Origin of the sequence: Marinilactibacillus piezotolerans (assembly GCF_900114235.1) — a bacterium.
Lineage (GTDB): Bacteria > Bacillota > Bacilli > Lactobacillales > Carnobacteriaceae_A > Marinilactibacillus > Marinilactibacillus piezotolerans.
In genome coordinates this window covers 17446-32054 of the sequence record NZ_FOSJ01000014.1, presented here as the reverse complement: position 1 = coordinate 32054, position 14609 = coordinate 17446, and the positions used below count along the sequence as shown (strand labels likewise).

The window sequence follows — 14609 nt, the reverse complement described above, 5'->3', positions numbered from 1 at the left end:
TTCAGTTTAAAAAAACAAAGTATTAAGTTCACAATTAGACAGATGTATATTAAATGAAATATTATTCATAATAAATAATCTGAAATAAAATTGAATTTCTTTTTTATATTTTATTTTTGAATAAAATTAACTTATTTTTCTCTAAACATATTTTCTGTTTAGCCTTAAATAGTCTTAAAATCTCTGTTTATTAAAAATAATATAAAGCTGTCAAAGTATCTTAGCTAGGGGATTCACTTCTAAACTATCCTAATTTATAGAGTCTAAAAATATTTGTGTAATAATAATCTATGCTAATCATTATCAATTATCTAGATTTCCCGAATATAAATTGTTATACTGTTTGAAATTGTACATTTCATTTTCAAGTAATCAGTAATTTATATAATCAATTTTAGATTGGATGAACCCATGTCAACTTCTATCAGACACTCATTAACTCAAAGTAATCGCATCGTAGTAAAGGTTGGTACCAGCACGATCATGTATCCAAACGGTTCAATCAACTTACAGCGACTTGAAAAACTTGCTTTCGTATTAAGCGACTTAAAAAATCAGGGGAAACAAGTCATTCTGGTATCTTCTGGAGCAATCGGTGTAGGCTTATCCCGTATGAATCTAACAGAACGACCCGTAACGATTCCTGAACAACAAGCTATTGCAGCCATTGGACAAACAGAATTAATGAATTTATATAGTCAGTTTTTCTATCATTATGGTCATCAAATCGGTCAAGTTTTACTGACGAAGGATGTAATTGATTTTCCTGTTAGTCGAAAAAATACTGCGAATACATTTGAACAATTGCTAATCAAAAATGTTATTCCTATTGTGAATGAAAATGATACAGTCTCTGTTGAAGAGTTAGATCACCTGACTCGTTTTGGTGATAACGACACCTTATCTGCTATTGTATTAGAAATCACGGATGCAGACTTACTCATCCTTTTATCTGATATTGATGGGTTCTATGATAAGAACCCAATGAATCATGAAGATGCACTGCTTTTTGATACAATCCATGAAATTACGGATGCAACCTATGCATTAGCGAATGATTCAGGATCACGTTTCGGAACTGGCGGTATGACTACTAAATTGAATGCTGCGCAACAAGTTCTAGAAGAACAAAAACAAATGGTTTTAGCGAATGGAGAAGATCCTACGATCCTCTTTCGTATATTAGCCGGTGAACAGATTGGTACTTTATTCATCCCTACTCAGAAAGGAGGACCACTGCTATGACATTGATTAACTTAGGAAAAAAAGCAAAAGATTCGACTAAATTCCTTGCTTACGCTTCGACTAAAGATAAGAATGAAGCTTTAAATAAAATGGCTCAGTCTTTACTGGATCATAAAGAACAGATTTTAAAAGCTAACCAGAAAGATACAGCTGCTGCTGCAGATAACGGAATTGCGGAGACTATGTTGGATCGTTTAACACTGACTGATGAGCGGATCACTGCTATGGCTGATGGTTTAAGAGATATTGCATTGCTTTCTGATCCTATCGGCTTGGTCAAACATATGTGGACGAATGAGGCAGGGTTAAGAATCGGTCAGCAGACTGTGCCGCTTGGTGTTATTGGAATCATTTATGAATCACGGCCTAACGTAACCTCTGACGCTGCGGGACTATGCTTCAAGTCAGGAAACGTTGTAATCCTGCGTGGAGGAAAAGAAGCTTTTCATTCAAATAAAGCGATAGTTGAAGTGCTGCAAAAGGGATTAGAATCTACCACTTTCCAGAAAGAAGTCATTCAACTTGTTGAAGATACTTCCAGAGAGACAGCTCGAAAAATGATGCAGTTGAATCGTTACCTGGATGTGTTGATTCCTCGAGGTGGTGCGAATCTGATTAAAAAAGTCGTAGAAAACGCAACTGTTCCAGTTATCGAAACAGGAACTGGAAACTGTCACGTGTATATCGACCAGTCTGCAGAACTTGAAATGTCAAAAGATATTATAGTCAATGCCAAAACGTCTAGACCTTCTGTCTGTAATGCCGCAGAGACCTTACTGATTCACGAACGTGTTGCAGAAGACTTTCTTCCTGTTATTGAGCAAGCTTTAGCAGAATGGAACGTCGAATTGCGTGCTGACGAAGCTGCTCAAGCTATCTTTACTCAGTCTGTTCCAGCTACCGAAAAAGATTGGGAAACAGAATTCTTAGATTATATTTTAGCAGTCAAAGTTGTTTCTTCTATTGATGAGGCTATTGCTCATATTAATCACTACAGCACCGGGCACTCTGAAGCTATCGTCACGAGTGACTATAGTGCCAGCCAACGATTCCACAAAGAAGTTGATTCCGCTGCAGTCTACATTAATGCATCGACTCGATTCACAGATGGATTTGAATTCGGATTCGGGGCTGAGATTGGGATCAGTACCCAAAAACTTCATGCTAGAGGACCTATGGGATTACCTGAACTCACTTCAACCAAATATATAGTATTTGGTGAAGGTCAGATTAGATAATCATAAAATAAAGGTTCGTAAAACAGATTTTCATAGCTGCTTTACGAACCTTTTTCTCTATCAATAATTATTTCATCATTTTCGTTTGAGTCTCTTTAGTAATGTCCATCATAGACTGGAAAAACTTTGTCAGTTCTTCTTCAAACTGCTTGTCTTCCAGACGATCGACATTTTTAGCAATCACTTTCTGTTCTCGACTGGCATCTAGCACAGGTAATTCATGCTGTCTTTTATACTCTCCCACTTTCAATACTGTTTTTAATCGAGCTTCGAATAGCCTTGTCAGTTCCTGATCGATCGCATCAATTTCATCTCTGTATTGTTCTAACTCACTCATGATGTTGTCCTCCCATCATCAAGTCCATCAATCCAAGGGCAGTAACGGCTTCTAATACAGGCAAGACACGTGGTACGATACACGGATCATGTCGCCCTTCCACTTCCAGTTCTGCTGCTTTACCCTCTTCGACGTTAATGGTCTGTTGTTTTTTCTTAATAGAAGCCGGTGGTTTTACAGCTGCACGGAACACAACGGGCATACCATACGTAATCCCTCCGATAATGCCACCGTTATTATTTGAACGAGTCTTGATCTGTCCATGTTCGTCATAGTAGTATTCATCATTTGCTTCTGATCCTCGCATCTTCGCAATATCAAATCCTGTTCCGAATTCGATCCCTTTGATGGCCGGGACTGCAAAAACTAAGTGCGCAAGTTGAGACTCTACGGAATCGAAAAACGGATTTCCATAACCTGCATCTAGTCCTAATACAAATGTTTCAACCACTCCACCCACAGAGTCGCCATCTTCTTTTGCTTCTACGATCAAATCTTTCATTTCTGTTTCTTTTTCAACATTAAATAATGGCAATTGCTGTTCCTTGAAAGATCGAATCTGTTCCAATGTCACTTCTTTTTGATCAGCGAACGATTCATCTTCAATCATCCCGATCGACTGGATATGCGCGCCAACCGTTACGCCTTTTTGTGCCAGCCATTGTTTGCAGATGGCTCCTGCAAAAACTAGCGGCGCCGTAATTCTACCAGAAAAATGGCCACTTCCTCTATGGTCATTATGTCCTTTGTAACGTACCCGTCCAGGATAATCTGCCTGTCCCGGTCGCATAACATTTTTAAGTAAACTATAGTCTTTTGAGCGTGTATTCGTGTTCCAGATGATAGCAGTAAGTGGTGCTCCAGTTGTTTTTCCATCTAATAGGCCACTTAGAATTTCTGGTTGGTCCTTTTCTTTTCTTGGTGTAGTCAGTTCATTTCTGCCGGGTGCTCTTCTTGCCATTTCAAACAGTACTTGCTCCATATCTACTTCTAACCCTGGTGGCAGACCATTGATTGTAATCCCGATCGCTACACCATGAGATTCTCCAAATATTGAGACTTGTACATTTTTACCCCATATTCCACTCATGTATTTCTCCTCCTACATTTTGAAAAACTTCCCAGAAATCGGGATAAGATTTTTTAACACATTCTGTATCTTTAATGATGATCGGTTCCTGACATATAGTTGAAGCAATCGCCAGCATCATCGCCATGCGGTGATCTTTATGGCTCCAGACCTCTTGACCACCTTTTAATATTGAAACACCTTCGATATGCAAGTCAGCTCCTACAACTTTAATCCGAGCCCCCAAAGCAGCCAGCTCTTTTTGAGTAGCAATTAAGCGATCACTTTCTTTGATCCGAAGTCTGTCCAGATTGATCAGTCTTGTTTTGCCTTTACTCAAGGCAGCAACTAGGGCAACGACTGGAATAATATCTGGCACTTGAGCACCATCAATCACTCGTTCATCCGCTTGCTGACTTAAGTCTTCCAATATCTCTACGATTTCCCGGTCGCCTTGTAGTGAGTAGTCGTTTAGTCCTTCGACTGAAATCTCATTAGCCAACGTTCGAGCACTTAACCAGAAAGCAGCTTGCGAATAATCTCCTTCTATTTTGTAGTCCTGTGCTTGATACGACTGGTTTCCTTTTATTTTGAAAAACTTGTATTCTTTGTCGTGATTAATTTCTATCCCAAATTCTTTAAGTACAGTCAGAGTCAGATCGATATATCCTTTTGATTCTAGATGCGTAGTCATTTTGATAACAGATTCTCCGTCAAGCATTGGCAGTGTCAGCAACATACCCGTAATAAATTGAGAACTGATATCTCCAGCCATTTCATAAACACCTGGCTTCAAGCGGCCTTCAATTGTTAAGTCGAGCAGTTCTGTAGGTGCTGGCTCATATCTCAAGGACTGATTTTCAAACATTTCCTGATAGGGTTCAAGCGGTCGTTGGCCAAGCTTTCCTTTGCCTACAAAACGTGTTTCTCCTTCAAATAGAGTCGCTAATGGAACGAGAAATCGGAGTGTAGAACCCGATTCGTTACAATTGATTTCCTGACTGCGCCTAGTTATGCCCGTACCAATTCCGTCAATAGTCAGTGTGTCTCCATCGTGCAGGATCACTGCTCCAAATGCTCGCATTCCTTCAATTGTTGCTTTGATATCATCCGATAACTGGATATTACTGATTACACTTCGCCCATCTGCCAGACTAGCACAGATAACTGCTCGGTGGGCCATGCTTTTCGAAGGAGGAACGGTAACTGTTCCTTTTAACTTTTTTGGAATAACTTTTAAAGTCGTCAATTCGTTGTTCCTCCTGTCTTTAATGCATCAAAAAACTGTCGATTTGTCTTAAGCTTTTGAGCTTGTCCAATTTCATTTAGTAGAATGACATTTAAACTGCCTTCAAAGTTCTTTTTATCTTTTTTAATGTAAGTTAAGATTTTTGCATAGTCTCTTGGTTCTGCCAGTTTTGTCGGTAAGTGATTTTTTTCTAAAATAGAAATGATTTTTTCAGTTGTGCCACTTTTTGTCAGAGATTTCTCTTCAGCAATTTTTGATAGTTCAACCATTCCAATCGCAACGCCCTGACCATGAGAATAGGTTTCATAGTTATAGTAAGCTTCGATAGCATGACCGAGTGTATGACCGAAATTCAGCAGCATCCGTTCACTTGTATCCTTCTCATCTGCCTGAACGACTTCTTTTTTAATCGTACAGCACTTTTCGATAATATACTCAATCTGTTCCATCACTTCTTCTCTTGAAGATAAGTCCATTAAAAGGTTAAAAAATGGTTCATCTTTTATACAGCCGTATTTGATTACTTCCGCCATTCCATCTGCAAAAGACAAATCGGTCAACGTTTCAAGTACTAAGGGATCAATCAGGACAAGTTTAGGATGGTAAAAAGCCCCAACTAAATTTTTTCCTTCGGGTAAATCAACACCGACTTTACCGCCGACGCTGCTGTCTACTTGCGCAAGCAGCGTCGTTGGAATCTGCACGAAAGAGATCCCTCTCAAATAAGTTGCAGCTGCAAATCCCGTAATATCCCCTACTACTCCACCACCCAGTGCGATGATCAGATCACTTCTCGTTAAGCCAAATTCTATCAGTTGACTATAAATATTAGGCATTGAACTGAATGCCTTCGTTTGTTCTCCAGGCGGCAAGACGATGCACTGAACGTCATATCCCGCCGTTTTCAATTGATTTAAAACTGTTTCACCATAGTAACCGTGAACTGTCTCATCTGTTACAACCATGATTTTTGAACCGTTAAAAATCTGAGCAATCTCCTTACCCACTTTATTTAATAGTTTTTTTTCGATTTTTAAAGCATAACTTGTCTCATTTGCAGGAATCGCTACAGTGATTTCAGGCATGTTTTACCTCCTTAATATTATTTTGTCAAGATTGTTGATGCTTCTTGGATAGAACGTCCTTCAATTTCAGCTAGTTTGCGAGCTTTCACCATTAGTTCTGCAAATTCGTCTGGTGTCAGACACTGTTCTCCATCACTCCATGCGTTTGCTGGATCGTCATGAACTTCAATCATTAGACCGTCGGCTCCGGCTGCGATTCCCGCTTTTGCACCAGCTTCAACCAAGTATGACATCCCTCCAGCGTGACTTGGATCGATAATAATAGGTAAGTGAGATAATTTTTTGATAACCGGTACAGCTTGAATATCTAATGTATTTCTTGTTTCTGTTTCAAAGGTACGAATGCCTCTCTCACATAAAATAACATTTTCATTTCCTTCAGACATAATGTACTCTGCTGACATCAACCATTCTTTGTATGTGGCAGATAATCCTCGTTTCAGCAATACTGGTGTCTGCGTTTTACCAACTTCTTTTAATAAATCGAAGTTCTGCATGTTTCGGGCACCAATTTGAATCATATCTACGGATTCTACGAATTCATCGATCCATTTTGTTGACATCAACTCTGTAACAATGGGCAGTCCTGTTTCAGCTTTAGCTGCCTGAAGCATTCTGAGTCCTTCAAGTTCTAATCCTTGGAAACTGTATGGAGATGTTCTTGGTTTAAATGCTCCACCGCGTAGGAAATTTGCACCCGCTGCTTTGATTCGTTTAGCAACATGAATGATCTGCTCTTCACTTTCTACAGAACAAGGACCCGCAATAATTCCTAACTGACCGCCACCAATTGTTTCGTTATCAATTTTTACAACAGAGTTTTCTGGGTGAAATTTTCTATTTGCTCTTTTGTAGGGTTCTTCTACACGAACGATCTGTTCTACTTCTGTCAATGCTTGCAATTGATGCGTATCGATGCCACTCGTATCTCCAATCAATCCTAGAAAATCTCTCTTAATATCTGAGAAGTGGCTAACAGATACCCCTTTAGCTTCTAGTTTTGCTGTTACCTCTTTAATTGAATTAGCTGAAATTCCTTGTTTTAATACGATAATCATTTTATATTCTCCTCTTTTTGTTAGTTTTTTATTTTGTATAGACACCAGACCATTATGGGCTCATATCTTTCTTCGACTTGGTGTTCTGGATGCTTCTCTTTTTCGTATACATCTTCACTGATAATCGTATACTTAAGGTTTTTCTTTTTAAAAGCTGTCCAGGCTTTGTACTTACTATCTGTAAAGCTGATAATCGTTTCATCTGCTTCCTTCTCTAGATACTTTTTCATAAAAATCGTTGTTGCTGGATGAATCATTGTGGTGTTCTCTGCATATTTTGTATTTTTCACCAGCACCATCGGTTTCGTTTTCTTTTTGAAGACTTCAATCAACTCGACTTTGTCCCAGTAATCATAATTGAATTCTTTCCAGCCATACTCTCTTCTTGCGCTTTTAAATGCCACTGGGAATAATACATGTTGCCCTTTTATCTGCTCTAAATTATGTAGCAGACTGTCAAAAGACGGATACTCAACGATATCATCCTCCTCTGATTTGAGAAGCGACTCTGCTGCTGCGTAGCTGTCTGTGCTGTTTGGTCCTAAGGTATGGATGATCATTTTGCTGCTCCTTCTTTTTTATTTTCTTTACTTTTTGGATTGAACGGGCCCTGACGGATCGGTGACTACGCTCGCTTTCCCTCGCCTAGTATTGTGGCCGTAATTCTCTTCGTTCAAACGGACCTTTGCAAATCGGGGACTACGCTCTCTTCGTTCGCCTAGTACTGTGGCCGTAACTCGCTTCGCTTCGAACGGCCACAGCAAAAAGCCGCATTCTGTCTTCTGTAGAAGATCGAATGCGGCTTTGGTTTATATTCACTCATAAAATGTTGTTATTTTACTTGTGCGCCCCATTCGATTTCTCTGGAAATCTATGGGACGCTGTTGTCAGCAGCTTAAAGCTCTCTAGCCTCCATAGATTTGATCCTAAAGAAGCTAAAGTAATAACGATTCAATTGTGAGGTCGGTGCTTTATGAATGTGATGTTGGTTGATCATGTTCCTAACTCCTCAATTGATTGGTATCAGCTGTTGTTCAACTGTGCCCCAATACTAGCAAGTAAAAAATTCAATGTCAACAGAAATCACAAAAGTTTTTCAAATTATATTTTAATCTTTTATTTTTATCGTTCAAAAAACCGCTCAAAAATGGGATGTACTCACTTTTTTCAGACCGAATAAATTTAATGAATTCTCATAAACTTTCAGATTCTATTTGTAATTCATTTTTCTTTTGTCTATACTTCAAACCAAACTTACTTGACTGAAAGGAGTCGCTCATGCATTTTTACGGTTTATTTGGAGAGCATTTGTCTCATAGTTTATCTCCTCTTCTGCATCGATCTATTTATCAAAAGACTGGATTACAAGCTTCATACAAGACATTTGCTTTCCCGCCGGCTGAGTTGTCTGAAGCGGTAGCAAGCATTCGTACATTAACCATCAGCGGGGTGAATGTAACCATACCTTACAAGGAAACGGTTCTGCCATTTTTGGATGAACTAGATCCCTTGGCAAGACAGCTTCAGGCAGTAAATACGATAAAAAATCAGGCTGGTCATTTAATTGGATATAATACGGACTATGCGGGATTCGGATTGATTTTTGAACGTCGAAAATGGTCTCCAGCTGGAAAAACAGCAGTTGTATTGGGGACCGGCGGAGCTGCAAAAATGGTGATTGCTTATTTGCTACATCAAGGCATCCAGCATATTACCATCGTCTCCAGATCTCCTGAGCGTTTCGAATCTACAGACAAAACCACATATACCAATTACACGTCGGCTTCGACGCTGCAGGGAGATTTTCTGATTAATACCACCCCTGTCGGAATGTATCCAGACACAGCGGATACGCCGGTTTCTGAAGGGATGATTCAACATTTCGGTATTTTGATCGATTTAGTCTACAATCCTTCTATAACAACCTTTCTATCATTAGGAAGAAAGCATGCGAAAGAAACGGCAAATGGATTGGATATGCTGATCGGGCAAGCTGTCAGAGCGGTAGAGATTTGGGAAAACCTTGAAATTGATTCTTCCGTTATTGAAGAATTGATTCAGGAATTTGGTGAGAAAAGATGAAATCCAACATTGTATTGATCGGCATGACGGGCAGCGGCAAAACCACCATCGGCAAACAGCTGAGCGAACGGCTATCTATGCCTTTTATAGATATCGACCATTATATAGAACAAACAGAAAAACAGACGATCCCTGAGCTTTTCGCAGTCAGTGAAGCTCATTTCAGAGAAATTGAAGCAGCTGCATGCCAAAATCTCGCCGCTCAGCAGCAGCGAACCGTTTTATCTTGCGGCGGCGGTGTTGTGTTAAATCAACTCAATATTCAGGCATTTAGAAAGACGGGGTGGATTATTTTGCTCGACCGGCCAATTGAACAGATTGTTCAAGATATTCAGACGGAACATCGTCCACTTTTGAAGTCAGGAACAGAAAGACTATACCAATTGTACCAGGAGCGAAAAGATCTTTATACGGAAGCAGCTGATATCATTATATCTAACACCTCTTCTTTGGAACATGTGCTAAACAAAATCGAGAAACAGCTTCCTGCTTCTATAATATCTAAATAAAGGAGAAGACAGATGAATTTAGTGATTATCAATGGTCCTAATTTAAATTTTCTAGGAATACGGGAACCAGACATTTATGGAAAAGAAACACTGGAATATCTTGAGCAGAAGATCAAAACTTACGCTGAAGATCGCGGGCATACGTGCGCTTTTTTTCAAAGTAATACGGAAGGCGCGCTGATTGATCGTATCCAGCAAGCTCACAGCGAGCAAGCTGACGGGATCATTTTGAATCCAGCTGCTTACACTCACTATAGTTATGCACTTCATGATGCCGTTAAAGCGGTCAGTGTTCCTACAGTAGAAGTTCACTTAAGTGCTATTCATGCCCGAGAAGCTTTTCGCAGAGAATCTGTTGTAGCGCCTGCCTGTATTGGTCAAATCTCTGGTTTCGGCATTACGGGATATACATTAGCCATTCATGCATTGGAAGAATACAAACTTAAAGGAGCTTAACATGAAGATTGGAATCATCGGACTTGGCGCAATCGGCGGATCCTTCGCAGCTGGACTTCGAGCAGCGGGATATGAAGAGATTTACGGAGTCGATATTGATGAAGAAACAGTAAAAACGGCTGAAAAAAGCGGGATGATCAAAGAAGGATCATTGAGCGCGGAAGGATTTCTTCCTGATTTAGATGTACTCCTACTCTCTTTGTATCCTAGTCAGATTGCACCTTTTATCGAAAAGTACCATGCACTTTTTAAAGCTGGTGTGGTCATCACGGATGTGACGGGCGTTAAAACGGCCATTATTGAACAAGTTGCGGAGGTGCTGCCTGATATAGCCGACTTCGTATTCGCTCATCCTATGCGCGGAAGTGAGAAAAAAGGGATTATCGGCGCGGATCACACGAGATTTATTGGTGCGAATGCCTTGATCACCCCCACTTCTAAAAATAAAGAGAAAAATATCCAACTCATCGAAAACCTCTATAGAGAGATCGGATTTACAAAAATCACCCGTGTTTCACCCGAATTGCATGACGAGCAGATTGCTTATGTCAGTCAATTGATGCACGCTTTGTCTGTCGCCGTTGTGAACAGCAATCAGGCTTCTGAGGACACGCTGACTTTTGCGGGAAACAGTTTTCAGGAACTGACGCGGATCGCAGATATCAACGGTGAATTATGGAGCGAATTATTCCTAAATAATCGTTCAGCGCTGCTGAAGTCTATTGAACAACTTGAAACAGAACTGGACAAATTAAAACAAACTTTAAAGACAGCAGACGAAGAGAAGCTAAAAGACTTATTCAGCAAAGCTACTGCCCAGCGCAGACATTGGTACTGAAAGTTATATAGAAAAACCTTGAGCAAATCTAACAATAGACTCGTTCAAGGGTTTTTTTCATAATGTGTCCAAGCAGAGATAATGGTTACTTGTTTATTGATTTCATCCACCGTATAGACTAAACGATGCTTAATATTGATTCTTCTGGAATAATGTCCTGCTAGATTACCTATTAATTTTTCATACGGTGGAGGTGTCAGAAAAAGGTCCGTTTTTAACAAAACAATCAGTTCTTTAACCTTTCTTTCTAAATGGGCAGCTTTTAGTTTCTTCAAATCTTTTTGTACTTGCTTTTTGATGCTTACAGAGTATCCCAATTGATATCCTCAGCATCTATTAATTCATCATTTTCTCTTTCTTTGATCACTTCTGCTATCCCAGCATTCTGCAGGTATAGTGTTTCTTGTATGCTGCCCCAGTCCTTTTCACTGATCATGACTGCACCTTGCTTTCCTTTCTTTCCCGTTATATAGACCGGCTCATGTGTCTCATTTACTCGATCGATCAGATTATAAAAATCTTTACGGGCTTGCGTTGGGTTTGTTATATCCATACTGTCACTCCTTTCTCTTTTATTATAACGTACGTCAAAAACAAAACAGAAAAATGAAACCAACGGCTTCCTTTTTCTGTTTCTCTAAATAGTATTAATTCAAGTTCCAAAAAGCCTCTTGCTATAACAGAATTCTGATGATTCCCAACACAGTTGCACTGATGATTCCGACTTTATACCATTTCAATCTCTTTTCCCATTTTTCAGTGAAATCCTCTGACAAACTTCGATCTTCCGCTACCGCTGCTTGCAGTTCTTTCTTGAAACGGAACAAGAACACACCGGATATTCCAAGTATGACGAGTACTATTACCCCAATCGTACTGCTTAGCCAGTCCACAAAGACACCTCCTCACAACTTACACATCTCCATTAAAAGTAATTGATCCCCATTGCCGCTTTCACTTCATCCAATGTCTGCGCTGCGACACGTTCTGCTTTTTCACTGCCGGCTTTCAGCATGGTACGGACAGCTTCACGATCTTTTGCGAATTCTTCTCTGCGTTCGCGGATCGGCTGCAATTTCGCCTGCAGAACTTCATTCAAGTAGCGTTTGATTTTCACATCGCCTAATCCGCCTTTTTGGTAATGGTCTTTCAGCTTTTGTACTTTTTCTTTATCATCATCGAAAACATCCAAGTAAGTAAAGACAACATTGCCTTCGATTTGACCCGGATCTTCTACGCGAATATGGTTTGGGTCTGTATACATACTCATCACTTTTTTCTGGATTTCATCTGCAGAATCAGATAAGTAAATCCCATTGTTCAAAGACTTGCTCATCTTGCCTTTTCCATCGATTCCGACTAGTCGTCCATGCCCTTTTGGCGGCAGAATGATATCCGGTTCGACCAAAGCTTCGGTATGATACGTTCGATTAAAATCTCTTGCAATTTCTCTAGTCTGCTCCAACATAGGTCTCTGATCTTCCCCGACCGGTACGTGCGTTGCTTTGAAAGCTGTAATATCTGCTGCCTGGCTGACTGGATACATAAAAAATCCAGCAGGGATACTCTCATTAAACCCTTTTTCCTGAATTTCAGACTTCACAGTAGGATTTCGATTCAGTCTGGCCATCGTAACCAAGTTCAAATAGTACATCGTCAATTCTGGCAGCTGTGGAATTTGTGACTGGATCAGAATTGTAGAACGCTCAGGATCCAGACCAACCGCGAGATAGTCCAGCGCCACTTCCAGCAGGTTCTGTTGAACTTTTTCCGGTGTTTTCGCATTGTCCGTCAATGCTTGCTGGTCAGCAATCATCACATATATATGCGTATCCGGATCTTCCTGCATTTTTACACGATTTTGTAAAGAGCCTACGTAATGCCCAAGATGGAGTTTTCCCGTAGGACGGTCTCCAGTTAAAATGACTTTATTCATTAGATTTGTGCTCCTTAATCATTGAATTATTCTCCTACTTATTGTATCGTATCTATACCCTTTAAAACAACGCAGATATTGATTTTAGACGAAGTTTTAATGCTCATGCCGATTGAAGATAAAAAACCAGTCTTAAGTCTGATGAATGTATTCTGATAACCGCGTACACTAATAATGTGAAGAAAAAATGACATCCACATGTATAATGATTGAATATTTTAAAATTTTTTGTAAATTTTAGATATTATTTTTAAAATATGGTCATCCTATCACTTTATTTAGAGTATAATGAATACAATTAATTTTGGAGGACGATATGAAGATATTAATTACAACAGAATGGTATACCCCAACTGTTAACGGTGTAATCACTTCTATTATCAACCTAAAAGATATTCTGACCAAACAAGGGCATGAAGTCCGTGTATTGACACTATCAGATAAAGACAATGTTAAAATTTGTGAAGAGGAAGGTTTATATACAATGTCTTCCTATGGCATCGGCAAGATTTATCCAGGTGCTCGATTCGCCTTCACAATGGACGATGATGTTTTGTCTCATATATTGCAGTGGAGTCCAGACATTATTCACACTCAATGTGAGTTTAGTACATTTCGTATTGCACGTCGGATTTCTGAAATTCTAAACGTCCCTCTAGTGCATACATATCATACTGTGTACGAAGACTATACACACTACTTTTCCCCCAATAAAAAGTGGGGTAAAAAAGCAGTAGGATTATTCAGTAAAAAAGTATTGAACAGCTCAGAAGCTGTCATTGCGCCAACAAAAAAAGTCGAATTACTTTTAAAAGGATATAAAGTTACTCAACCTATACACGTTATCCCTACTGGTTTAGACCTGGTCAAATTCAGTAAACCTTTGCAGCCCGAGGAAATAAAATCCTTCAGAAATTCTTTATCAATCCCCGATGATTGTTCTGTCCTAGTTAGTGTAGGACGAGTTGCAAAGGAAAAAAATCTAGAAGAAATCATTTTTTATATGAGTCGTTTACAGGACCCTTCTATTCGCTTATTAGTTGTTGGAGATGGTCCATACCGAGCTACACTAGAGGAATATGTCGATAAATTAAATATGAGTCCTTACGTTATTTTTGTAGGAATGGTAGATCCTGTAAATATTCCTGCCTACTATCAATTAGGAGATGTGTTCGTCAGTGCTTCAACAAGTGAGACCCAAGGACTCTCTTATATAGAGGCTTTAGCAAGTGGCGTACTCGCTTTATGCCGTAAGGATGATTGTCTGCTTGACGTCATTCGTAATGGAGAAAATGGCTATCAATATACTAGCTATGAAGAATTCAAATCTTATCTTTACACATTACTAAGCCAAGCTGAATTTAATGAGATTCAGAAAAAAGAAGCACAAAATAAAATCGAAGAAACATACTCTATTGAAACTTTCGGAAAACAGGTTGAAGCAGTATATTTTGAAGCAATCCGAAATTATACTCATCAGCACGTTTTCTCAATGTAGGAATGAGGA

At 39.4% G+C, this 14609-nt stretch carries 17 protein-coding genes; 7 read left to right on the top strand and 10 right to left on the bottom strand.

The genetic code is table 11. From position 1 onward, the window contains the following. The first annotated feature begins 423 nt into the window (after positions 1-423). Together proB and BM212_RS05040 are read left to right on the top strand one after the other, a co-directional pair. The gene (gene proB, locus BM212_RS05045) at positions 424-1245 is read left to right on the top strand and encodes a glutamate 5-kinase (protein ID WP_342714016.1); all 822 of its coding nucleotides are present in this window, start codon (positions 424-426) and stop codon (positions 1243-1245) included. Further along, positions 1242-2483: a glutamate-5-semialdehyde dehydrogenase gene (locus BM212_RS05040; protein WP_091896888.1), complete on the top strand. Its 1242-nt coding sequence runs from the start codon at positions 1242-1244 to the stop codon at positions 2481-2483. The genes proB and BM212_RS05040 overlap by 4 nt, the downstream gene beginning before the upstream one ends. Before the next feature lie 67 nt (positions 2484-2550). Here the strand turns inward: BM212_RS05040 and BM212_RS05035 are convergent, their stop codons facing one another. From BM212_RS05035 to BM212_RS05010, 6 genes are read right to left on the bottom strand one after another with little or no spacing between them, the layout of a single operon-like run. Next, the gene (locus tag BM212_RS05035) at positions 2551-2820 is read right to left on the bottom strand and encodes a chorismate mutase (RefSeq protein WP_072693551.1); all 270 of its coding nucleotides are present in this window, start codon (positions 2818-2820) and stop codon (positions 2551-2553) included. After that, positions 2813-3910, bottom strand: a complete 1098-nt coding sequence (aroC, locus tag BM212_RS05030; RefSeq protein WP_091896886.1) for a chorismate synthase — start codon at positions 3908-3910, stop codon at positions 2813-2815. The genes BM212_RS05035 and aroC overlap by 8 nt, the downstream gene beginning before the upstream one ends. Continuing rightward, on the bottom strand, positions 3891-5138 hold the full coding sequence (aroA, locus tag BM212_RS05025) for a 3-phosphoshikimate 1-carboxyvinyltransferase (RefSeq protein ID WP_072693553.1): 1248 nt from the start codon (positions 5136-5138) through the stop codon (positions 3891-3893). Before aroA ends, aroC begins: the two co-directional genes overlap by 20 nt. Continuing rightward, positions 5135-6223, bottom strand: coding sequence for a 3-dehydroquinate synthase (aroB, locus tag BM212_RS05020; RefSeq protein ID WP_091896883.1), 1089 nt, complete (start codon positions 6221-6223; stop codon positions 5135-5137). Before aroB ends, aroA begins: the two co-directional genes overlap by 4 nt. Positions 6224-6240: 17 nt before the next feature. Further along, complete coding sequence (gene aroF, locus BM212_RS05015; protein WP_091896880.1) at positions 6241-7281, bottom strand: 3-deoxy-7-phosphoheptulonate synthase; 1041 nt, start codon at positions 7279-7281, stop codon at positions 6241-6243. Between the two features lie 20 nt (positions 7282-7301). After that, entirely contained in the window at positions 7302-7841 is a 540-nt protein-coding gene (locus BM212_RS05010; protein ID WP_091896877.1) for a hypothetical protein, read from the bottom strand. 718 nt (positions 7842-8559) lie between these two features. Here BM212_RS05010 and aroE point away from each other — a divergent pair. The 4 genes from aroE to BM212_RS04990 are packed head-to-tail and all read left to right on the top strand — an operon-like array spanning position 8560 to position 11166. After that, positions 8560-9363, top strand: coding sequence for a shikimate dehydrogenase (aroE, locus tag BM212_RS05005; RefSeq protein ID WP_091896874.1), 804 nt, complete (start codon positions 8560-8562; stop codon positions 9361-9363). A 23-nt stretch (positions 9364-9386) separates the two neighbouring features. Further along, on the top strand, positions 9387-9872 hold the full coding sequence (locus tag BM212_RS05000; protein ID WP_245750933.1) for a shikimate kinase: 486 nt from the start codon (positions 9387-9389) through the stop codon (positions 9870-9872). Between the two features lie 12 nt (positions 9873-9884). Then, entirely contained in the window at positions 9885-10328 is a 444-nt protein-coding gene (gene aroQ, locus BM212_RS04995) for a type II 3-dehydroquinate dehydratase (RefSeq protein ID WP_091896867.1), read from the top strand. 1 nt (position 10329) lies between these two features. Further along, the gene (locus BM212_RS04990) at positions 10330-11166 is read left to right on the top strand and encodes a prephenate dehydrogenase (RefSeq protein WP_091896864.1); all 837 of its coding nucleotides are present in this window, start codon (positions 10330-10332) and stop codon (positions 11164-11166) included. A gap of 44 nt (positions 11167-11210) precedes the next feature. Here BM212_RS04990 and BM212_RS04985 read toward each other — a convergent pair whose 3' ends face one another. The 4 genes from BM212_RS04985 to trpS form a co-directional block, all read right to left on the bottom strand. Then, the gene (locus BM212_RS04985) at positions 11211-11483 is read right to left on the bottom strand and encodes a Txe/YoeB family addiction module toxin (protein ID WP_091896861.1); all 273 of its coding nucleotides are present in this window, start codon (positions 11481-11483) and stop codon (positions 11211-11213) included. After that, on the bottom strand, positions 11468-11719 hold the full coding sequence (locus BM212_RS04980) for a type II toxin-antitoxin system Phd/YefM family antitoxin (protein WP_091896858.1): 252 nt from the start codon (positions 11717-11719) through the stop codon (positions 11468-11470). The genes BM212_RS04985 and BM212_RS04980 overlap by 16 nt, the downstream gene beginning before the upstream one ends. A gap of 121 nt (positions 11720-11840) precedes the next feature. After that, positions 11841-12059 carry a hypothetical protein gene (locus BM212_RS04975; RefSeq protein WP_091896855.1) on the bottom strand — a complete coding sequence of 73 codons (219 nt, stop codon included), beginning with the start codon at positions 12057-12059 and terminating at the stop codon, positions 11841-11843. A 32-nt stretch (positions 12060-12091) separates the two neighbouring features. Next, the gene (gene trpS, locus BM212_RS04970; protein ID WP_091896852.1) at positions 12092-13102 is read right to left on the bottom strand and encodes a tryptophan--tRNA ligase; all 1011 of its coding nucleotides are present in this window, start codon (positions 13100-13102) and stop codon (positions 12092-12094) included. Positions 13103-13418: 316 nt separating this feature from the next. Here trpS and BM212_RS04965 point away from each other — a divergent pair, with 316 nt between their 5' ends. Next, on the top strand, positions 13419-14600 hold the full coding sequence (locus tag BM212_RS04965) for a glycosyltransferase family 4 protein (protein WP_072693565.1): 1182 nt from the start codon (positions 13419-13421) through the stop codon (positions 14598-14600). Positions 14601-14609 lie beyond the last annotated feature (9 nt).